Annotated in this window: 24 protein-coding genes; 14 read left to right on the top strand and 10 right to left on the bottom strand. The window is 70.0% G+C overall.

Annotated elements, in window-relative coordinates:
- Window positions 1–6: 6 nt before the first annotated feature.
- The 3 genes from QSK15_RS14160 to QSK15_RS14170 are packed head-to-tail and all read right to left on the bottom strand — an operon-like array spanning window position 7 to window position 3,168.
- Window positions 7–1,014: an ABC transporter permease gene (locus tag QSK15_RS14160; RefSeq protein ID WP_285794663.1), complete on the bottom strand. Its 1,008-nt coding sequence runs from the start codon at window positions 1,012–1,014 to the stop codon at window positions 7–9.
- Window positions 1,011–2,039 (bottom strand): ABC transporter ATP-binding protein, encoded by a 1,029-nt coding sequence (locus tag QSK15_RS14165; RefSeq protein WP_285794664.1) that lies wholly within the window; start codon window positions 2,037–2,039, stop codon window positions 1,011–1,013. Before QSK15_RS14165 ends, QSK15_RS14160 begins: the two co-directional genes overlap by 4 nt.
- A gap of 55 nt (window positions 2,040–2,094) precedes the next feature.
- A complete protein-coding gene (locus QSK15_RS14170; protein ID WP_285795122.1) occupies window positions 2,095–3,168 on the bottom strand; it encodes an ABC transporter ATP-binding protein in 1,074 nt (357 codons plus the stop codon).
- Window positions 3,169–3,445: 277 nt separating this feature from the next.
- Between QSK15_RS14170 and QSK15_RS14175 the strand changes: the two genes are divergently transcribed.
- From QSK15_RS14175 to QSK15_RS14200, 6 genes are all read left to right on the top strand, one after another.
- A complete protein-coding gene (locus QSK15_RS14175; protein WP_285794665.1) occupies window positions 3,446–3,994 on the top strand; it encodes a Uma2 family endonuclease in 549 nt (182 codons plus the stop codon).
- A gap of 31 nt (window positions 3,995–4,025) precedes the next feature.
- On the top strand, window positions 4,026–5,462 hold the full coding sequence (locus QSK15_RS14180; RefSeq protein ID WP_285794666.1) for a TldD/PmbA family protein: 1,437 nt from the start codon (window positions 4,026–4,028) through the stop codon (window positions 5,460–5,462).
- Between the two features lie 118 nt (window positions 5,463–5,580).
- Window positions 5,581–6,987, top strand: a complete 1,407-nt coding sequence (locus QSK15_RS14185) for a TldD/PmbA family protein (RefSeq protein WP_502889589.1) — start codon at window positions 5,581–5,583, stop codon at window positions 6,985–6,987.
- A gap of 243 nt (window positions 6,988–7,230) precedes the next feature.
- Complete coding sequence (gene sdhC / locus QSK15_RS14190) at window positions 7,231–8,037, top strand: succinate dehydrogenase subunit SdhC (RefSeq protein ID WP_285794667.1); 807 nt, start codon at window positions 7,231–7,233, stop codon at window positions 8,035–8,037.
- A 12-nt stretch (window positions 8,038–8,049) separates the two neighbouring features.
- Window positions 8,050–9,978: a fumarate reductase/succinate dehydrogenase flavoprotein subunit gene (locus QSK15_RS14195; RefSeq protein ID WP_285794668.1), complete on the top strand. Its 1,929-nt coding sequence runs from the start codon at window positions 8,050–8,052 to the stop codon at window positions 9,976–9,978.
- Window positions 9,975–11,039 (top strand): succinate dehydrogenase/fumarate reductase iron-sulfur subunit, encoded by a 1,065-nt coding sequence (locus QSK15_RS14200; RefSeq protein WP_285794669.1) that lies wholly within the window; start codon window positions 9,975–9,977, stop codon window positions 11,037–11,039. The genes QSK15_RS14195 and QSK15_RS14200 overlap by 4 nt, the downstream gene beginning before the upstream one ends.
- 131 nt (window positions 11,040–11,170) lie before the next feature.
- On the opposite strand, the gene QSK15_RS14205 is transcribed toward QSK15_RS14200, so the two are convergent.
- A complete protein-coding gene (locus tag QSK15_RS14205) occupies window positions 11,171–11,611 on the bottom strand; it encodes a (deoxy)nucleoside triphosphate pyrophosphohydrolase (protein ID WP_285794670.1) in 441 nt (146 codons plus the stop codon).
- A 183-nt stretch (window positions 11,612–11,794) separates the two neighbouring features.
- Here QSK15_RS14205 and QSK15_RS14210 point away from each other — a divergent pair, with 183 nt between their 5' ends.
- Complete coding sequence (locus tag QSK15_RS14210) at window positions 11,795–12,103, top strand: 4a-hydroxytetrahydrobiopterin dehydratase (protein WP_285794671.1); 309 nt, start codon at window positions 11,795–11,797, stop codon at window positions 12,101–12,103.
- Here QSK15_RS14210 and QSK15_RS14215 read toward each other — a convergent pair.
- Both QSK15_RS14215 and QSK15_RS14220 read right to left on the bottom strand, forming a co-directional pair.
- Window positions 12,090–12,497, bottom strand: a complete 408-nt coding sequence (locus QSK15_RS14215) for a VOC family protein (RefSeq protein ID WP_285795124.1) — start codon at window positions 12,495–12,497, stop codon at window positions 12,090–12,092. The genes QSK15_RS14210 and QSK15_RS14215 overlap by 14 nt on opposite strands.
- 5 nt (window positions 12,498–12,502) lie before the next feature.
- Window positions 12,503–12,856, bottom strand: a complete 354-nt coding sequence (locus QSK15_RS14220; protein ID WP_285794672.1) for a DUF1801 domain-containing protein — start codon at window positions 12,854–12,856, stop codon at window positions 12,503–12,505.
- 114 nt (window positions 12,857–12,970) lie between these two features.
- Between QSK15_RS14220 and QSK15_RS14225 the strand changes: the two genes are divergently transcribed.
- The 6 genes from QSK15_RS14225 to QSK15_RS14250 all read left to right on the top strand — a co-directional run bounded on the left by QSK15_RS14225 (window position 12,971) and on the right by QSK15_RS14250 (window position 17,607).
- Window positions 12,971–13,855 carry a LysR family transcriptional regulator gene (locus QSK15_RS14225; RefSeq protein WP_285794673.1) on the top strand — a complete coding sequence of 295 codons (885 nt, stop codon included), beginning with the start codon at window positions 12,971–12,973 and terminating at the stop codon, window positions 13,853–13,855.
- Entirely contained in the window at window positions 13,852–14,607 is a 756-nt protein-coding gene (locus QSK15_RS14230; RefSeq protein ID WP_285794674.1) for a class I SAM-dependent methyltransferase, read from the top strand. Before QSK15_RS14225 ends, QSK15_RS14230 begins: the two co-directional genes overlap by 4 nt.
- A gap of 10 nt (window positions 14,608–14,617) precedes the next feature.
- Window positions 14,618–14,980: a PH domain-containing protein gene (locus QSK15_RS14235; RefSeq protein WP_030337500.1), complete on the top strand. Its 363-nt coding sequence runs from the start codon at window positions 14,618–14,620 to the stop codon at window positions 14,978–14,980.
- A 219-nt stretch (window positions 14,981–15,199) separates the two neighbouring features.
- Window positions 15,200–15,934, top strand: coding sequence for a class I SAM-dependent methyltransferase (locus QSK15_RS14240; protein ID WP_285794675.1), 735 nt, complete (start codon window positions 15,200–15,202; stop codon window positions 15,932–15,934).
- Window positions 15,935–16,043: 109 nt separating this feature from the next.
- Window positions 16,044–16,244, top strand: coding sequence for a hypothetical protein (locus QSK15_RS14245; protein WP_285794676.1), 201 nt, complete (start codon window positions 16,044–16,046; stop codon window positions 16,242–16,244).
- Between the two features lie 82 nt (window positions 16,245–16,326).
- A complete protein-coding gene (locus QSK15_RS14250; protein ID WP_285794677.1) occupies window positions 16,327–17,607 on the top strand; it encodes an MFS transporter in 1,281 nt (426 codons plus the stop codon).
- Here the strand turns inward: QSK15_RS14250 and QSK15_RS14255 are convergent.
- Genes QSK15_RS14255 through QSK15_RS14265 form a run of 3 tightly spaced genes read right to left on the bottom strand, consistent with a single transcriptional unit; the run spans window position 17,591 to window position 18,841 of the window.
- Window positions 17,591–18,034, bottom strand: a complete 444-nt coding sequence (locus QSK15_RS14255; RefSeq protein ID WP_285794678.1) for an SRPBCC family protein — start codon at window positions 18,032–18,034, stop codon at window positions 17,591–17,593. The genes QSK15_RS14250 and QSK15_RS14255 overlap by 17 nt on opposite strands.
- A gap of 1 nt (window position 18,035) precedes the next feature.
- Window positions 18,036–18,386, bottom strand: a complete 351-nt coding sequence (locus QSK15_RS14260; RefSeq protein WP_285794679.1) for an ArsR/SmtB family transcription factor — start codon at window positions 18,384–18,386, stop codon at window positions 18,036–18,038.
- Window positions 18,383–18,841, bottom strand: a complete 459-nt coding sequence (locus tag QSK15_RS14265) for an SRPBCC domain-containing protein (RefSeq protein WP_285794680.1) — start codon at window positions 18,839–18,841, stop codon at window positions 18,383–18,385. Before QSK15_RS14265 ends, QSK15_RS14260 begins: the two co-directional genes overlap by 4 nt.
- A 116-nt stretch (window positions 18,842–18,957) precedes the next feature.
- Between QSK15_RS14265 and QSK15_RS14270 the strand changes: the two genes are divergently transcribed.
- Entirely contained in the window at window positions 18,958–19,332 is a 375-nt protein-coding gene (locus QSK15_RS14270; protein ID WP_285794681.1) for a VOC family protein, read from the top strand.
- Window positions 19,333–19,372: 40 nt separating this feature from the next.
- Here the strand turns inward: QSK15_RS14270 and QSK15_RS14275 are convergent, their stop codons facing one another.
- Entirely contained in the window at window positions 19,373–19,699 is a 327-nt protein-coding gene (locus QSK15_RS14275) for an HflX GTPase family protein (protein ID WP_285794682.1), read from the bottom strand.
- Between the last annotated feature and the right edge of the window lie 27 nt (window positions 19,700–19,726).

Consider the following 19,726-nt stretch of genomic DNA (forward strand, 5'->3'; position numbering starts at 1 on the left):
TACCCCCTACCGGGACGACTTCGGGTCGAGCGCGTCCCGCAACGCGTCGCCGAAGAGGTTGAAGGCGAACACCAGGGCGAAGATCGTGACGCCCGGGAAGAACACGTACGCCGGGTCGGTCTGGAGGTAGTCCAGACTGTCGTAGATCATTCGGCCGAAGCTCGGCGTCTCGTCACTGAGCCCGACGCCGATGAACGACAGCGCCGCCTCGCTGGTGATGAACTGCGGCACGGCGAGGGAGAACGAGACCAGGATCGGCGCCCAGATGTTCGGCAGCAGTTGCCGGAAGAGCATGTGCCCCAACCCGGCGCCGCTGGCCTTGGCCGCCTCCACGAACTCCCGCTCCCGCAGCGCGATGACCTGCCCGCGGACCAGCCGCGCGGTGCTGGTCCAGCCGAAGATGGCGAAGACGGCGATCAGCACACCCACCCCGAACGCGGACGACACCTGCCCCCGCTCACCGTAGAAGCGCAGCGTGATGGCGGGGGTGAGCGCCAGCGCGATGATCAGGAAGGGCATCGCCAGGGTCAGGTCGGTGATCCAGTTGATCACCGCGTCGAGCCAGCCACCGAGGTAGCCGGCGAGCGTGCCGAGCGCGACGCCGATCGTCGCGGTGATCAGCGCGGCGGCGAGGGCGATGAACAGCGACGTGCGCAACCCGTAGATCAGCCGGACGAAGATGTCCCGGCCCAGCCCCGGTTCCAGCCCGAACCAGTGGTCACCGGTGACACCACCGGCGTACCCCAGCGGCATGCCGTTGCCGTCCAGCAGATTCTGGAACTGCTCGCGCGGCCCGACCCCGTAGACCATCTCGATCAGCGGGGCGGCCAACCCCAACACCATGAAGAACACCAGGAGTACGCCGCTGACCACTGCCGTACGGTCACCGCGCAGCCGCAGCCAGGCGAGCTGCCCGGGTGAGCGGCCGACAACGCCCCTGGCGGCGGTCGTACTCGCGTCCGGGTCGGACTCGATCTCGGCCAGCGCCACACCCTCCACCGGGGAGAGACTCACGACGACACCTCCTCGACGGTCGGGGCCGCCACCTTGGGGCTTGTGCTGGCTGCTTCCCCTTCCGGGAAGTGACACGCGGTGGCCTGCCGGCCGCCGTCGCGCGGGACCAGCGCCGGCTCCTCGGTGGCGCAGATGTCCTGCGCCTTCCAGCACCGGGTGCGGAACCGGCAACCCGACGGCGGGTCGAGCGGGGTGGGCACGTCACCGGTCAGCCGGATCCGGCCCGCCGGGCCGAGCTGGGTGACGTCCGGGATCGCCGAGAGCAGAGCCCGGGTGTACGGGTGCTGCGGGCGCTCGTAGATGTCCTCCCGGTCGCCGATCTCCACGATCCGGCCCAGGTACATAACGGCGACCCGCTGGCAGAAGTGCCTGATCACCGCCAGGTCATGCGCGATGAAGACGAACGCCAGGCCGAGTTCCCGTTGCAGGTCACGCAGCAGGTTGACGACCTGCGCCTGGATCGACACGTCCAGCGCGGAGACGGGCTCGTCGGCGACGATCAGCTTGGGCCGCAGGGCCAGCGCCCGGGCGATGCCGATGCGTTGGCGCTGACCGCCGGAGAACTCGTGCGGGTACCTGTTGTAGTGCTCCGGGTTCAACCCGACCAGCTCCAGCAACTCCTGCACCCGCGCCTTGATCCCGCCCGGCGGCTTGATCCCGTTGACCTGCAACGGCATCGCCACGATCCGCCCGACGGTGTGCCGGGGGTTCAGCGACGCGTACGGGTCCTGGAAGATGATCTGGAGTTCCTGACGCAGCGGACGCAACTCCCGGCGGCCGGCGTGCGTGATGTCCCGCCCGGCGAACTCGATGCTGCCGGTGGTCGGCTCCAGCAGCCGCACCAGCATCCGACCGGTGGTGGTCTTGCCGCAGCCCGACTCCCCCACCAGGCCGAGCGTCTCGCCCGGGCGCACGTCGAAGTCGAGCCCGTCCACCGCCCGCACCAGGCCGGTGGCGCGCAGCCCCTGCCGTACCGGGAAGTGCTTGGTCAGGCCGCGTACCCGCAGCAGTGGTTCGTCGGTCATCTCCACAGTCCTCCGTTCGGGACTGCCGTACTCCGCTGCGCTGCGTTCCTCGCCCTCACCGAGCGACCCCCACTCGTGCGATGTCCTCGGCGTAGAACGTGGCGCGTTCCTCTTCGCCGAGGTGGCAGGCGACCAGGTGACCGTCCGCGCCGGCTGTGCCGGTCCCACCCGCCGGGCGCAACTCCGGCACGTCGGTGCGGGAGCGGCTGCCGGCCCGGTCCGCGTACCGGCAGCGTGGGTGGAACGCGCAGCCCTGCGGCAGGTTGATCAGGCTGGGCGGGTTGCCGGGGATGGGCACCAGGTCCGCGTCCGCGTCGCCGTGCAGCGACGGCACGCTCGAGAGCAACCCCCAGGTGTACGGGTGCTGCGGCGAGCGGAGTACCTGCTCGACGCTGCCCCGCTCGACGGCCCGCCCGCCGTACATGACCAGCACGTCGTCGGCGACCTGGCCGACCACGCCGAGGTCGTGGGTGATCAGGATGATCGCGGAGTGGAACTCGGCCTGCAGGTCGGCGAGCAGGTCGAGGATCTGCGCCTGCACCGTCACGTCCAGCGCGGTGGTCGGCTCGTCGGCGATCAGCAACGCCGGGTCGTTGACCAGGGACATCGCGATCATCGCCCGTTGGCGCATGCCGCCGGAGAACTCGTGCGGGTACTGGTCGAAGCGACGCGCCGGCTGCGGGATGCCCACCCGGTCCAACATGTCGACAGCCCGCTGGCGGGCCTCCCGCCGGTTGGCCTTCGGGTGGTGCACCCGGTACGCCTCGGCGATCTGCCGGCCCACCGTGTAGTACGGGTGCAGCGCCGACAGTGGATCCTGGAAGATCATCGCCATGTCCCGGCCGCGCAGTCGGCGTACCTCCTCGTCGGCGAGACCGACCACCTGCCGGCCGCCCACGGAGATCTCCCCGGTGATGGTGGTCCGTTTCGGGTCGTGCAGGCCGAGGATGGCCAGCGAGGTGACGCTCTTGCCGGAGCCGGACTCACCCACGATGCCGAGGGTGCGACCCCGGTCGACGGCGAACGACACCCCGTCGACGGCGCGCACCACGCCGTCCGAGGTGTCGAACCGGACCCGAAGGTCATCCACCCGCAGGTAGGCGTCCTGGTCGGAGCGCTGTGCCGGCACGGCGGGACGGTCGTCCGGTTCACCGGACGGCAACGGTTCCGAGCTGTCCACGGCCACCTCCCTCAGTGACGAAGGGAACTTACAGGAAAGTCCCGAGGGTGAAAATAAGCTACAAAGTCGGCACGTGTCAGCGGGCCCGAGCGTAACGAGTCGGCATCGGCCCCGCACCCCCGTCACCTCCCCATCCACGCCCATTCATGGCTCCAAGCGCACGTCAAGTGCGATCATTGGGCGAGCAGCCAACAGAGGATGTCGGTGGCTCGAGGTGGAGGTGACGATGACCGCGGCGGTGTTCAACCACGAAGGCCCGTGGACCGAAGAGGAGTACCTCGCCCTCGGCGAGACGCAGCAGCGCGTCGAACTCTTCGACGGGAGCCTCCACGTGACCCCAGCGCCCACCCCCCGACACCAGAACATCTCCGGCGAACTGCGCGCGGCCCTACGGGCTCCGGCTCGCGAAGCCGGTCTGCACGTGCTGGAAGCGGTAAACGTCCGACTCAGGCCCGGCCGAATCCCCATCCCCGACCTGGTGATCACCGGACCGATCGACTTCGACGAACTCAACGTCGAGGCGGGTGATGTACGGCTGGTTTGCGAGATCATTTCGCCGAGCAACGCGTCCACCGACAAGGTACTCAAGATGCACTACTACGCATCGGCCGGGATCGAGTGGTACCTGCTGGTGGAGCAGACGAATGGCACGCTGCACCTCTACCGGCGGCAGGGCAGCCACTACACCGAGCAGTCCGTGACCAGGCCGGGTGATCTGCTCGTGCTCACCGAGCCGGTGAAGGCCAGCATCCGGCCGGAGGAACTGCTTCCCTGACAGGTGTGGACGGCTGGCCTAGGGTCGGTCCATGACCGAGTTCGACGCGGCCACCGCCGCCGTACAGGCCGCCCTCGACGCGGGCGCGCGGTACGCCGATGCCCGGGTGATGCACCGCCGCTACGAGTCGATGACCGCGCGCAACGGTGACGTGGAGGAGCTGACCCAGGACGAGAGCATCGGGCTGGGAGTCCGCGCGTTGGTCGGGGCGAGTTGGGGCTTCCACGCCGTACCCGATCTGTCGGACGCCGCCGCCCGCGACGCCGGACGGCGCGCAACCCGGACCGCGATGGCGAGCGCTCGGGTCCCGGGCCCGCCGGTCGACCTGGTGCCGGTCGAGGCGGTCACCGCCAGCTGGGCCTCCGACTGCCGGATCGACCCGCTCGGGGTGCCGCTGTCCGACAAGGGCGATCTGCTGGTCGACGCGACCCGCATGATGACCGAACACGGCGCGGACCTGGCCGAGGGGCTGTACCAGATCTGGGACACCGCGAAGTGGTTCGTCTCCAGCGAGGGCCACCGGATCGACCAGCGCATCCGCGAGTGCGGTGGTGGCATCTCGGCCACCTCCATCGGTGACGGCGAGACGCAGCGCCGGTCCTGGCCCAGCTACCGCGGCCAGTACGGCACCACCGGGTGGGAGCTGGTCGAGTCGCTGGATCTTGCCGCGCACGCCGCGCAGATCGCCGAGGAGTCCCGGGCCCTGCTCACCGCGCCGCAGTGCCCGGCCGGTGAGACGGATCTGATCCTCGGCGGCGAGCAGTTGGCCCTCCAGATCCACGAGTCGGTGGGGCACGCCATCGAACTGGACCGGATCCTCGGCTGGGAGGCGGCGTTCGCCGGCACGTCCTGGCTGGACCTCGCCCAGCTCGGCTCGCTGCGCTACGGCTCGGAGCTGATGAACATCACCATCGACCCGACGATCCCGGGCGCGTTGGGCAGCTTCGGTTTCGACGACGAGGGCTCCCCGGCGGTCAAGCGGGACGCGGTCCGCGACGGCCGCTGGGTGGGGGTGCTGGCCGGTAGGGATTCCGCCGCCATGGCCAGCCTCGACTACGGCGGCAGCGTACGGGCCGACGGGTGGGCCCGGCTGCCGATGGTGCGGATGACCAACGTCGGCCTGGAACCCGGCCCGCACACCCTGGAGGAGATCATCGCGGCCACCGACGACGGGGTGCTGATGGACCTCAACCGGTCCTGGTCGATCGACGACAAGCGGCTCAACTTCCAGTTCGGCTGCGAGGTCGGCTGGGAGATCAAGAAGGGGCGGCGGGGGCGGATGCTGCGCAACCCCACGTACACCGGGATCGGCCCGCTGTTCTGGCGCTCGATGGACATGCTCTCCGGTGAGACGGTCTTCTGGGGGACGCCCAACTGCGGCAAGGGCCAGCCCGGCCAGATCGGGCACACCGGCCACCCGGCCGCGCCGGCCCGGTTCCGCAACGTCCGGGTGGGGGTTTCAGCGTGAGCGCGAGGAGTGAGCCGGTTTTGCGAGCCCCGCAGTCGCGAACGAAAGGCGGCCCCGTGAGCGCGAGGAGTGAGCCGGGTTTGCGAGCCCCGCAGTCGCGAACGAAAGGTGGCCCAGCGTGAGCGCGAGGAGTGAGCTGGAGCTGGCGGGGCAGGTTGTGGAGTTGGTGCGGCGGCTCGGCGGGCCGGCCGCGCAAGCGGAGGCGGTGGTGACCCGGGCGGACCTGGCGTTGACCCGGTTCGCCAACTCGGGCATCCATCAGAACGTTTCCGAGTCGACGGTGGGGGTCCGACTGCGGGTGCACCTCGACGGTCGGACGGCAGCCGGCGGCGGCAGCGTGGTCACCGCCGACGGGTTGTCCGCACTGGTGGAGCGCACCCTGGCGGCGGCGCGGCTGTGCCCACCCGACCCGGGCTGGCCGGGGCTGACCGCGCCCGTGCCCGTGCCGCAGGCGCCGTCCGTCGACGAGGCCACCGCGCAGGCCGAGCCGGATCAGCGGGCCGACCGGGTGGGGGCGTTCGTGGCCGCCGCCGGGGGCCTGAGCACCGCCGGTTACTGCCGTACCGCGCACCGCTCGTCGGCGTTCGCCAACTCGGCCGGGCACTCGGCGTACGGCCGCTCGGTGGAGGCGGCGATGGACGGCATCGCCCGCCGCGACGGCGCGGACGGGGTGGCCAGGCGCAGCGCTGACCGGCTGTCCGACCTCGACGGCGCCGAGTTGGGCGCGCAGGCGGCGGCGAAGGCGCAGGCGGCGGCCGACCCGGTCGAGTTGCCGCCGGGGCACTACGAGGTGGTGTTCGAGCCGGCCGCCGTGGCGGACCTGCTGCAGAACCTGTCGTTCTACGGCTTCAACGGCAAGCGGTACAACGAGCGGCAGTCGTTCGCCGAGCCGGGCGCGGCCCAGTTCGACCGAGCGGTGACGGTGGTGGACGATCCGCTGGGCGGGTCCGGGTTGCCGTTCGACGCGGAGGGCACCGGCCGGAGGGCGTTGACGCTGGTCGACGCGGGCACCACCAGGGCGGTGGCCCACGATCGCCGGACCGCCGCCGAGGCGGGCACGGAGTCCACCGGGCACGCTGTCGCGGGGGGTGCCACCTGGGGCCCGATGCCCCGCAACCTGCGGCTGAGTGGTGCGGCGGCGGGCCCGGCCAGTGCGGCGGGCCGGAGCACCACCGGCGCGGCGGCCGGCGCTGTCGTCGACGCGGACACGGCCGGGCTGGTGGCTGGGGTACGCCGGGGACTGCTGGTCACCGACCTCTGGTACACGCGTGTGCTCGACCCGAAGAGCCTCGTCGTCACCGGGCTGACCCGCAACGGTGTCTGGCTGATCGAGGACGGCACTGTCGTCCGGGCGGTCCGTGACCTGCGGTTCACCGAGTCGTACCCGAGGGCGCTGGGGCCGGGGGCGGTGCTCGGGCTGGGTGCGCGGGCGGTGCGTCAACCGGAGCGGGTGGACGGTGCCTGGTGGGCGGCGCCCTCGTTGCGGCTGGCGTCCTGGCACTTCACCGGAGGCGCCTCCGGTTGATGTTCAACCGGCGCGCGGAAAACCGGCGAGCTGGGGCTTTTCCGCAGGCCAGACACACGGGACACTCCCTTGCGCGGACGGCCCGCAGAGATCGGCGTAACGTGTGTCACTTAGCTGCGTCGGTCGATCCGGCGCGGTCGTTGGTGTGCGCATGACGTGGCAGCGGGTGCGGGTTCGCCGGTCCGCGTGCCGACCGGAGAGAGATCAGCCCGCCCGTACGGGCCCGTCGAGGAGACGACTCGAATGACTTCAACGGCAACGAGGCCGAGGGGGGCGCGGGCGCGCGCCGCCATCGCGGCGAAGACGTTGCGTACCGACCGATGGTGGTTCGCCCCGCTGATCACCGTGATCGGGCTCAGCGCCTGGGTCGTGTACGCGACGGTCCGCGTCTTCATGCACGACTTCTACTGGGTCGCGGATTACCACTACCTGACCCCGTTCTACTCGCCCTGCGTCACGGAGCGGTGTATCGAGGGCGCCTCGCACTTCGGCCGCTTCCTGCCCGGCTGGTGGATCATCCCGGACGCCGCGCTGACGCTGCCGTTCCTGCTGCTGTTCCGGCTCACCTGCTACTACTACCGCAAGGCGTACTACCGGTCGTTCTGGCTGTCGCCGCCGGCCTGCGCCGTCCCGGACGGGCACAAGGAGTACAGCGGTGAGACCCGTTTCCCGCTGCTCGGGCAGAACCTGCACCGCTACTTCTTCTACGCCGCGGCGATCATCTCGCTGATCAACACCTGGGACGCGATCCTCGCGTTCCACTCGCCGAAGGGCTTCGGCTTCGGGCTGGGCAACATCATCCTGGTGCTCAACGTGGTGATGCTCTGGGCGTACACGATCTCCTGCCACTCCTGCCGGCACATCATCGGCGGCCGGCTCAAGCACTTCTCCAAGCACCCGGTGCGCTACCGGGCCTGGACGTTCGTCTCGGCCCTGAACGTCCGGCACATGCAGCTCGCCTGGATCACCCTCGGCACCCTGGCGCTGGCCGACTTCTACATCATGGCGCTCGCTGCCGACTGGTTCCCCGACCTGCGGTTCATCAACTAAAGGGCCCCTGACATGACCACAACCACTCGCATCGAACGACACCACTACGACGTCGTCGTCATCGGGGCCGGCGGCGCCGGTCTGCGCGCGGCGATCGAGGCCCGACTCGCCGGCAAGAAGACCGCGATCATCTCCAAGTCGCTGTTCGGCAAGGCGCACACGGTGATGGCCGAGGGCGGCGCGGCCGCCGCGATGGGCAACGTGAACAGCCGGGACAACTGGCAGGTGCACTTCCGCGACACCATGCGCGGCGGGAAGTTCCTCAACAACTTCCGGATGGCCGAGCTGCACGCGAAGGAGTCGCCGCAGCGGATCTGGGAGCTGGAGACGTACGGTGCGCTCTTCGACCGCACCAAGGACGGCAAGATCTCGCAGCGCAACTTCGGCGGCCACGAGTACCCGCGCCTGGCGCACGTGGGCGACCGGACCGGCCTGGAGCTGATCCGCACCCTCCAGCAGAAGATCGTCTCCCTCCAGCAGGAGGACCAGCGCGAGTTCGGCTCGTACGACGCCCGGATCCGGGTGTTCTCCGAGACGACCATCACCGAGCTGCTGCTCGACGGTGACCGGGTGGCCGGCGCGTTCGGCTACTACCGGGAGTCGGGCGAGTTCATCCTCTTCGAGGCGCCGGCGGTCGTGTTGGCCACCGGTGGCGTCGGACGCTCCTACAAGGTCACCTCGAACTCGTGGGAGTACACCGGGGACGGGCACGCGCTGGCGCTGCGCGCCGGGGCGACGCTGATCAACATGGAGTTCCTCCAGTTCCACCCGACCGGCATGGTCTGGCCGCCCTCGGTGAAGGGCATCCTGGTCACCGAGTCGGTACGCGGTGACGGCGGTGTCCTGAAGAACTCCGAGGGCAAGCGGTTCATGTTCGACTACGTCCCCGATGTCTTCCGCAAGCAGTACGCGGAGACCGAGGAGGAGGCGGACCGCTGGTACACCGACCCGGACAACAACCGGCGTCCGCCGGAGCTGCTGCCCCGCGACGAGGTGGCCCGCGCCATCAACAGCGAGGTCAAGGCCGGTCGGGGGTCCCCCGCCGGTGGTGTCTTCCTGGACATCGCGAGCCGACGCTCGGCCGACGAGATCCGCCGCCGGCTGCCGTCGATGTACCACCAGTTCAAGGAGTTGGCCGACGTCGACATCACGGCCGAGCCGATGGAGGTGGGGCCGACCTGCCACTACGTGATGGGCGGCGTCGAGGTGGACCCGGATTCGGGTGCCGCCTTCGGCCACGTACGCGGGCTGTTCGCCGCCGGTGAGGTTTCCGGCGGCATGCACGGCTCCAACCGGCTCGGTGGCAACTCTCTGTCCGACCTGCTGGTCTTCGGCAAGCGGGCGGGTGGGCACGCCGCCAGCTACGCCGACGGGCTGACCAGCCGACCGAAGGTGGCGGTGGACGAGGTCGAGGCCGCCGTGGAGACGGCCCTCGCTCCGCTGCAACGGGACACCGGCGAGAGCCCGTACATCCTTCAGCAGGACCTCCAGGCGGTCATGGGGGATCTGGTGGGGATCATCCGCCGGGAGGGTGAGCTGGCCGACGCGCTGGTCCGGCTCGCCGAGCTGCGGGAGCGGGTGGCCAAGGTGAGCGCGGCCGGCGGCCGACGCTACAACCCGGGCTGGCACCTGGCCCTGGATCTGCGCAACATGCTGGTGGTCTCGGAGTGCACCGCGAAGGCGGCGCTGGAGCGGCAGGAGTCGCGCGGCGGGCACACCCGGGAGGACTTCCCGGCGATGGAGCCGAAGTGGCGGCAGGTCAACCTGGTCTGCGCGCTGGACGGCGACACCGTGCAGCTGACCCGCAAGCCGCTGCCGAAGATGCGGCCGGAGCTGATCGGCCTCTTCGACCGGGCCGAGCTGGCCAAGTACCTCACCGACGAGGAGCTCGCCGACTTCGACGCCCTCGTCGCCGACGCTGGAGAGGCGGACAACCGATGAGCGCGAAGCGTCAGTTCCGGATCTGGCGGGGCGACGAGAGCGGCGGTGACCTCCAGGACTACATGGTGGAGGTGAACGAGGGCGAGGTCGTCCTCGACGTCATCCACCGTCTGCAGGCCACCGACGCGCCCGACCTGGCCTGCCGGTGGAACTGCAAGGCCGGCAAGTGCGGCTCCTGCTCCATGGAGATCAACGGCAAGCCGCGGCTGGGTTGCATGACGCGGATGTCGACCTTCGGCGACGACGAGACCGTCACTGTCACCCCGCTGCGCACCTTCCCGGTGATCCGGGACCTGGTCACCGACGTCTCGTTCAACTACGAGAAGGCACGGGAGACTCCGGCGTTCGCGCCTCCGGCGGACGTCGCCCCGGGTGACTACCGGATGCAGCAGGTCGACGTCGAGCGCTCGCAGGAGTTCCGTAAGTGCATCGAGTGCTTCCTGTGCCAGACGGTCTGTCACGTGATCCGCGACCACGACGAGAACAAGCAGGCGTTCTCCGGCCCGCGGTACTTCATCCGGGCGGCCGAGCTGGACATGCACCCGCTGGACGCCCGGACCGACCGCAAGGAGTACGCGCAGGCCGAACAGGGCCTCGGCTTCTGCAACATCACCAAGTGCTGCACCGAGGTCTGCCCCGAGCACATCAAGATCACTGACAACGGGATCATCCCCATGAAGGAACGGGTCGTCGACCGCAGGTACGATCCCCTTGTGTGGCTTGGTAGCAAGATCTTCCGTCGGGGCGAGACACCCCAGACCAGCGTGACCACCGCCCGTCAGGGCTCGGCGACGCCGGGCTCGGCCCGGGGTGGGGTGCACTCGCACGCGGGTGGCTCCCACGACTCGCGGGCTGAGGCGCAGGCACAGAGCGGCGTCAACTGGCACCGGGAGGTGCCCCACCCGACCGCTCCGGCGGTCGACGACCGGGGCAAGCTGCCGCTGACCGAGCTCACCTTCGACCGGGCCGCCGCGCCGTCGCCGTTCGGCGACGACGTGACCTTCCCGCTGCCTCCGGAGCACCTCAACTTCGCCCACCCGGAGCAGGACAACAAGCACTGACCACCGGAACAACAACGGGGGCCGTGGCGATAGCCACGGCCCCCGTCCCACTCCCACCCCACCCCGCCCCGCCCCGTTGATCATGAAGTTGTTGCCACGACACGCCGCGCGCGGTGGCAACAACTTCATGATCAACGCGAGCGGAGGAGGGGGCGGAGGGCTGCCACGATGGGGGCGTCGGCGGGGAGCCAGGTGACCGAGTCCAGTTCGTCGGCGGTGAGCCACCGCAGTGCCTCGTGCTCCAGCGCCTGCGGTTGGTCGCCGCCGAGCAGGCGGGCCGCGTACACCTTGAGCACCGAGCGGCCGTGCGCCATCCGTACGTTGCGGCCGACCCGGTCGCCGATCTCGACGCGTACGGCCAACTCCTCGGCGCACTCCCGGATCAGCGCGTCGGTCTCGGCCTCCCCCGGCTCGACCTTTCCGCCCGGAAACTCCCACATGCCCGCTACCTCGGGTGGCGCGGAACGCGCACAGGCGAGCACCCGCCCGTCCCGGATGATCGCCGCGCCGACGATCACCTTCAGGTCCCGTCGCTCGGCCTGCCCGCCACCATTCGCCCGTTCGGTCCGCACGGGCGTCCAGGGTGCCAGATCAATCGGCGGTTTGGGTACCGTAGCCGTCCGCTAGGCCAATAAGACACGGAAGTGTGGGCGTGGACACCCCCTCCGAGCAGCGAGAGACTAGGGGACACCGACAAGACACGGGATGGCGACGATTTGGCCACGAGCCGGCAACGGCGCTTGGGGGGTGCGGTGATGCGCGTGCTGTTCAACAGCAGGGCCAAGCACGACTACCTTTCCGACGCGTTGACCTTGCTATCTGGTTGGACACGCGAGGGCGAGCAGATCCGACGGACGCTCGTGATCGACGATACCCAACACGCCGCACTAACTGAACGGGTCAAGGTTGTCGCGGACGCGCTGCATCTGCGACCCGAGATCAGCCGCCGGGCCGACAGCACCCAGATCCGGGTCGGGCACGGGAGCGGCGGGCCCCTGACCGAGGGCGAGGTCCTGTTGGCCGCCCGCATCGAGGACGCGTACCGGGCGGTCACCGAGGGCTGACGACCGACGCCGACTCCGCGTCCTGCGGGTACCAGCGCAGTTCCACCGAGTTGCCGTCCGGGTCCCGCACGTAGATCGAGGTCGCCGAACCGCGGGCGCCGAACCGGCTGACTGGCCCGGTCAACACGGTGAACACTCCCGACCCGATCACCCGCGCCCAGTCCAGCGGTGCCACCACCAGGCAGAAGTGGTCCACGTTCGCGCCCTGCGGTTCACCTCGGACGAGGTCGATGATGCTGTCCGGGCTGATCCGCACCGACGGGAACGGGACTGCGCCCGCCCGCCACTCGTCGACCCGTACCGGCGCCAGCCCGAGCCGGCCGCAGTAGAAGTCCAGGGACCGTTCCACGTCGGCGACGGTCAGCACCAGGTGGTCGAAACCGATGACCCGCATCGCGCTCACGCCTCCTCCAGGTCGGCCGCCGCGCGCAGCCAGCCGCTGAACAGCGCCGGGTCGACGTCGGCGAGGTCGCGCAGCTTCACCGCCGCCATCGAACGCGCACCGGGCACCAGCCGTCCTGACGGGTCGGCGATTTCCTGCCCCCGCCACAACCCGAAGGTGACGAAGGACCCGTACGCCTTGATCAGGCAGACCGGGCGCTGGCCGGGACGGTCGCCCAGGCCCCAGACCGGGTGCCCGTGCCACATCGCTCCCGTCGCCGCGGGCAGGGCCGCCGCGATGATCGGCGTCAGCTTCTCGCCGATCTCGCGCAGTGGGCCGGCCAGGCCGGCCAGGTAGTCGTCAACGCTCACGTTCTCGCCTTTCGCTTGGTGTTCCCTGCCGCGTTCACGATTCCCTGACGCAGGACACCGACCAAGACCTGATGTCGCTACGATCGTTGCCCGCAGGTCAACGATGGGAGCGGTGTGCTGGAGCGGTACGAGGTCGAGACGTTCCTGACGCTCGCGGAGGAACTGCACTTCGGCCGCACCGCCGAGCGGTTGACAGTCAGCACCGGTCGGGTCAGCCACATCGTGAAGAAGCTGGAACGCCGGATCGGCGCACCGCTGTTCGCCCGTACCAGTCGGGTCGTCCGGCTCACCCCGATCGGCCGGCAGCTCGCCGAGGAGCTGGCCCCGCTGGTTGCCGGGATGGACGAGGCCGTCCGCCGCGCGACCGACGCCGCCCGGGGCGTGACCGGGACGCTACGGGTGGCCTTCCTCGGCGAGTGGACCGCGCCGGTGCTGCTCCGGGCAGTGGCCCTGTTCGGCGAGCGGCACCCCGACTGTCGGGTGGAGGTGCACGAGGCACAGTTGTCCACCACCCGTTCCGGGCTGCTCGACGGCTCGACGGACGTGCTGATCGCCTCGTACCCGTTCGACGGGATGGCCACCGGCCCGGCGCTGCTTCGCGAGGATCGCGTGCTGGCGGTGGCGGCGGGTCACCCGCTCACCCGGGAACGGTCGGTGTCGTTGGAGGTCCTCGCCGACCACCCGGTGGTGCAGTACCCGAGCGTGACCTCGGCGGAGTTCAAGCGGGACCGCACGCCAGAGCGGACCCCGGGCGGCCGTCCGGTGCCGAAGGGACCCGCCGGAAACACCTTCTCCGAGATGCTGTCCCTGGTCGCGCTGGGCCGGGGCGTGCTGCCGGTGGGCGAGCACACGCGGCGCTACTACCCGCGTCCCGACGTGGCGTACGTGCCCATCCACGACGCGCCACCGATCGAACGGGGGCCGGTCTGGCTGCCCGGCAACAGCACCACCCGGGTACGCGAATTCGTCCGCGCCGCGACCGACGCGAACCCCCGATGAGACACGCCGAGTTTCGCCACCACCGGCTGGTGCACGTGTACGACGCCGAGTGCCGGTGGGGCCCGGACGACGACTTCTTCCAGGCGGTGGTCGACGAGACCCCGGCCGCCCGGGTGCTCGACCTCGGCTGCGGCACCGGCCGGCTGACCGTTGCTCTCGCCGCCGCCGGCCACACCGTCACCGGTGTCGACCCGGCCGGCGCGTCGCTGGCTGCCGCCCGTGCCAAGCCGGGCGGCGAGCGGGTGACCTGGATCGAGGGCACCTCGGCGCTGCTGCCCGAGCGGGCGTTCGACGTGGCGGTGCTGACCAGCCACGTCGCGCAGTTCTTCGTCGACGACGCGGAGTGGGCGGGTACCCTCGCCGACCTGGCCCGGGCGCTCGTGCCCGGCGGCCGGCTGGTGTTCGACGCGCGCGACCCGGCGGACCGTCGCTGGGAGCGGTGGAACCCGGTGGATTCGCACCGGGTGGTCAGGCTGCCGGCCGGCGGCGAGGTCCGCGCGTGGACCGCCGTCACCGGGGTACGCGACTCAGTGGTCGACTTCACCCACCACTACCACTTCGACGACGGGGAGGAGATCCTCAGCTCGGCGTCGCTGCGCTTCCGCACCCAGGTCGAGCTGCGCGAGTCCCTGACCACTGCGGGGTTCCATGTGGACCGCGTGCACGGAGGCTGGCACGGTGAGCCGGTCGGCCACGGTGACGGCGAGTTCGTGGTCCTCGCCCGGGTGGGCCCGTTGGCACCGGTTTTCTAGCCTGGGTGGCATGGCGAACATCGCGTACGACCGCAAAGAGCAGGTCCAGCAGATCGAGAGTGGCCTCCTCGAAGGCGAGCAGATCATCGCCGTCTACGACGCCGTCGGTACCGGCACCGGGTTCATCGGGCTGACCGACCGCCGGGTGATCATCCAGGACCGCTCGTTCGTCGGGAAACGGTTCGCGATCACCAGCATCCCGTACTCGAAGATCACCAGCGTGAGCGTGGTCAGCAACAAGTCGTGGGGTGGTTCGTTCTTTTCCACCGGAGCCATCGCCATCCACGTCGGCACGCACACCTACGAGGTGGAGTTCCGTGGCGCGCAGAAGAGCCACCACGTACACAACGTGATCCTGCACCACATCTCCTGATCGCACGTCCCGGCGTGGGCCCGGCTGGCGTAATTGCCTTGCCGGGCCGCGGTGTCTCTGGTGTCCTCGGTCGACAGCCGCGCGAAGGGAGCAGCCGCCATGCCCGATACGACGAAGTCCCCCGAACCCACCGTCATCCGATCTGACGAATCGAGACTTCGTGAGCAGCACCGTTCCCCTGGCGCTGGGCGCCACTGACTCCAACCCCGGAGGCCGCTGATGTCGGTCTTCGACGATCCCGGCCTCTTCGGCCGGCTGTGGGCCGCCGACTACGACGACGGCGACACCAACCCTGACCCGGCCCCCGCCGTGGACTTCCTGGCCGACCTGGCCGACGGCGGCCCGGTTCTCGAACTGGCGATCGGCACCGGCCGGGTCGCGCTTCCGCTGGCCGAGCGCGGCCTCGACGTGCACGGCGTCGAGGCCTCCGAGGAGATGCTCGCGCTGCTGCGGGCGAAACCCGGCGGCGAGCGGATTCCGGTGGTCGTCGCCGACATGGCGGACGTACCGGTGACCGGTGAGTTCCGGCTCGCGTACCTGGTCTTCAACACCCTGTTCAACCTGGTGGACGCCGAGCGGCAGGCGGACTGCTTCCGCAACGTCGCCCGGGTGCTGTCGCCCGGCGGCGCGTTCGTCATCGAGACGTTCGTGCCCGACCCGCGCAGCTTCGACTCGGACGAGCAGGTGCAGGTACGTGAGGTGACCGAGGATTCCGCGACGATCCGGCTGCACAAGTACGACCGGCCGGCGCAGCGGTTCATCCGGCAGACCATCACGTTCGACGGCGACGGTGTGCACCTGAAGCCGTTCGCCATGCGGTACGCCTGGCCGCACCAGATCGACGAGATGGCGCAGCAGGCAGGGCTCCGGCTCACCGAGCGGTACGCCGACTGGCACCGCCGACCGTTCCAGGCCGACAGCCCGTCGCACATCTCCGTCTACCGGGCGGAGTAACGGTTTGGTCGACTCGGGTTCCGGAAAGTCGGAGTGTCATCGCCACGACGACACCCCGATGTCAAGGAACCCGAGTCGATCTCCCGCCGCCGGAAAGTGAGATGCCGCCATGAGCAGACGAGCCATCCAGGCGACCCTTGCCCTGTCGGTCCTCCTGATGACCGCCGGCATCATCCTCAAGGTGACCGGCGACGGCGGCGCCGACACGGTCGGCGCGGTGGCGGTGGCGCTCGCCTCGGTGGGTTCGATCGTGGCGAGCATCGGCTCGTCCTTCCGCGCCGCCCGCGGGAACGGCGGTCCGGACCGGTAGGTCGATCCCCTCTGCTCTCGGCTGATTCTGCTGGTAGCAGCAGTTGTTGATCCGTGGGGCCTGCGTCGGGTGAGCTGGCCACATGCCGTCGGATGCCTCCCGCTTCCCGCGCTCCTCGCCGTACTGGCCGGTGGTCAGTCACCCTCAGCTCCGGCGCGTGCTGCCCGGGCTCGCCGTCTCCGCGTTGGGCGACGGGATGGCGGTTGTCGCGGTGTCCTGGCTCGCCATCCAACTCGTCCCGCATGATCAATGGGGCCCCTGGATCGCGGTGGCCATGGCGGCGTACACACTGCCCAGCGCGGCCGGAACTGTCGTCTTCGGCCGGCTGCTGCGCGGTCGCGGCGGCGCCCAGCTCGCCGGGTGGGACGCAATCCTGCGGGCCACGGCACTCGCGGCGATCCCCATCGTCCACCTCTTCGGCGCGCTCACCATCGGGCTGTACGTCGTGCTGCTGGCCGCGTCCGCACTGCTGCACTCGTGGGGTTCCGCCGGGCGGTTCACATTGATCGCCGAACTGCTGCCGCAGCAACACCATCTGCCGGCCAACGCGGTGCTCTCCACCATCGGCGGGTTCGCCACCATCGTCGGTCCACCACTGGCGGGCCTCCTGATCGCCTGGGTCGGGCCGGTATGGGTGGTCGCCATCGACGCCGCCACCTTCGCCGCGCTGGCCCTGACGTACCGCCTCGCCCTGCCTGCCGCCGGCAGCGACCACCGGCACGAGCGCGACGCGTCGCGGACCGCCGGCTTCGCGGTCATCCGTCACAACCCCGCCCTGCTGGGCCTGCTGGCGCTGAGCCTCGCGTTCTTCTTCCTGTTCGGGCCGGTGTACGTGGCGATGCCGATCCACATCACCGATGACCTGCACGCCTCCGCGACGCTGCTGGGCGCCTACTACACCGCGTTCGGCGTCGGCGGTCTCGTCGGCGGCGTGGTCGCCGGACACCTGCGCCGCTGGCCGCTGCGGGCCACCACCATCGGCATCGTCGTCGGCTTCGGCATCACCATGCTCCCGCTGGGCCTGGGCGCACCCCTTGGCGTGTCGCTGCCGGCATTCGCACTGGCCGGCCTGATCTGGGCGCCGTACATGTCCACGTCGATGGCGCTGTTCCAGCGCAGCACGCCCATAGCGCAGCTACCGGCGGTGCTCGCCGCCAACGGCGCGGTCCTCGTGCTGGCGGTGCCCCTGGGCACCATGCTGGGTGGACCACTGGTGGGTGCCATCGGTGCCCGGCCGACGATGCTGCTCTGCGCCACGGCGATCGTGACCGTCGGCCTGGTCGCCGGAGGATTCGCCATTCCGTGGCGGAAGCCACGATCCTCCGGCGACCCGGCAGTCACCGAGGTCAGTGCCCGTCGCTGATCTGGACGTCGTCCGGCGCCGGCCGGCCGCGCCCCGTCTCAACCAGCTCCTTGAGACTCATCAGGAAGATCGCCCACTTGGTGCTGCACTCGTGCATGAGGTCGGTCGGCTCGCGCCAAGCCTCGTGCGTAAAGCCGACGATCGTGTAGCGACCCCGCTGGTCGAGCCGCCAACCGATCTCGGTGCCGATCCACTCCTCGGGGCCACCGACGACCCGCCACCGCACCCGGCCAACCGGGTCCAGCTCAAGGATCTCCAGGTCGAACCCGCCCTCGCACCCGAAGTGGACGGCCAACTGCCCGCCGACCTCGCTCTTGCCGGTCGTGTCGATCGACCACCATCCGGCGACGCCCTCGGGGGTCGCCACCGCTTGGTAGACGTCGGCAAGCGGAGCGACGACGCCGACCTGGTGCAGAATGTCGACCACCTCAGCCTCCCTGGCTGTCGCTGCGACCGCGTTCGATCGTCTCGGCGATGCGCTTGATCCGGCGGAGTCGGGCGTCCCAGGTGGAGCCCACCGCCGACAACTGGGCGACCGCGCGGGCGAGTTGCGCCTCGTCCACCTGGTAGTGACGCTCGCGACCGGCCGGCTCGGCTTGGATCAGCCCAACCCGGTCCAGCACCGCCAGATGTTTCGAGACGGCCTGGCGGGTCACGGGTAACCGCCTGCTCAACGAGGTGGCGGTGCCCGACCCGTCGGAGAGCAGCAGATCGATCATCGTTCGCCGGATCGGGTCGCCGATCGCCGACCACAACTCGTCGTCGACCACCGCGCTCATTTGGTCGCGACCAGCCGCGAAACGTACGCACCGAGCCGGGGCAGGTAGTGGTCCCAACCATTCTGGTGGTCGCGGTACTGCTCTTCCAGGACGGCGACCTCCCACCCCTGCTCACGGAACCCGGTCTCGGTCATCCGGATCTGCGTCCCCGTGCCGTTGGGGATCAGGTCGAAGGTGACGAGCAGCGCCTGCCCGCTGCGGTCCGGCTCGGTGAAGCACCACCGGAAGGAGAACCGCTTCGGCGGGTCGACCTCGACGACGGCGAACGCGACGGTCGTCGTCTCGCCGGTGTCGGCGTCGCGCCACACCAGCTCGCCGGGCGCGCCGGCGACCGACTCGAACCGTGCGTCGTCTGGCCACCACTCCCGCATGTGCTCGGGCTGGCTGACCACCTCGAAGACCACCTCGGGGGACGCGTTGACGTGGATGTCGCGTTCGATCGTTCCCTGTTCCATGCCCATCACCTTTCGCAACCTTTGGTTGCACTCAACCTACGGCAACCGGACGCCATCGCGCAACCTTTCGTTGCATGTCGCGGGTTCCGTCGTACCCGGGATGCACAATGCCGGGCATGTCTGAGCCGTCGCCGCACCGCCACCACGCCATCGACTACATCGAGCTCACGGTGACCGACCTCGCCGCAGCCAAGCGCTTCTACGCCGACGCGTTCGGTTGGCAGTTCACCGACTACGGGCCGGAGTACGCCGGCATTCGCAGCCCGCACGGCGACGACGCACCCGAGGTGGGCGGGCTCCGTCTGGATACGGAAGTTCGGGCGGGCGGCCCACTCGTGCTGCTCTACTCCACCGACCTGGACCGGTCGGTGCAGGCCGTGAAGGAAGCCGGCGGCCAGGTGGTGAACGGGCCGTACGAGTTCCCCGGTGGCCGGCGGTTCCACTTCACCGACCCCAGCGGCAACGAGCTGGGGGCCTGGGCCGAGCAGTAGGACGGCGTTCATGGTGAGAAGGCCGTCCGTCACTGACCTGTCAGAGGTCCTCGCCGCTGAGGACGAGACAGCCGAACATGTCCGCGAGGACGGCCCGCTGGTGGTCGGTCAACGGGTTCACGAAGACCGCGACGCCGACCCCGCGCTGCTGGCACGCGTCGGCTACTTCGCCGGCCCTACCGGGGCTGAGCAACGTCCGCCGCGAGAACGGGTCGCCCATCTTGTCCGCGCCGCCGGAAGAGACACCCCGCCGCTGCACGTGCCGGCTCACGATCCGGCCACCGTGGGCTTCCACCAGGCTGGCCAGCAGATTGAGCTTGCTGTCGAACTCCTGGTCCTTCGCCGAGAACAGTCCCACCAGCGCCACGTCGGCACCTGCCAGCACAGCTTTCAA

It is taken from the genome of Micromonospora sp. NBRC 107095 (assembly GCF_030269705.1).
In the GTDB taxonomy this organism is placed as follows: Bacteria; Actinomycetota; Actinomycetes; order Mycobacteriales; family Micromonosporaceae; genus Micromonospora; species Micromonospora parva.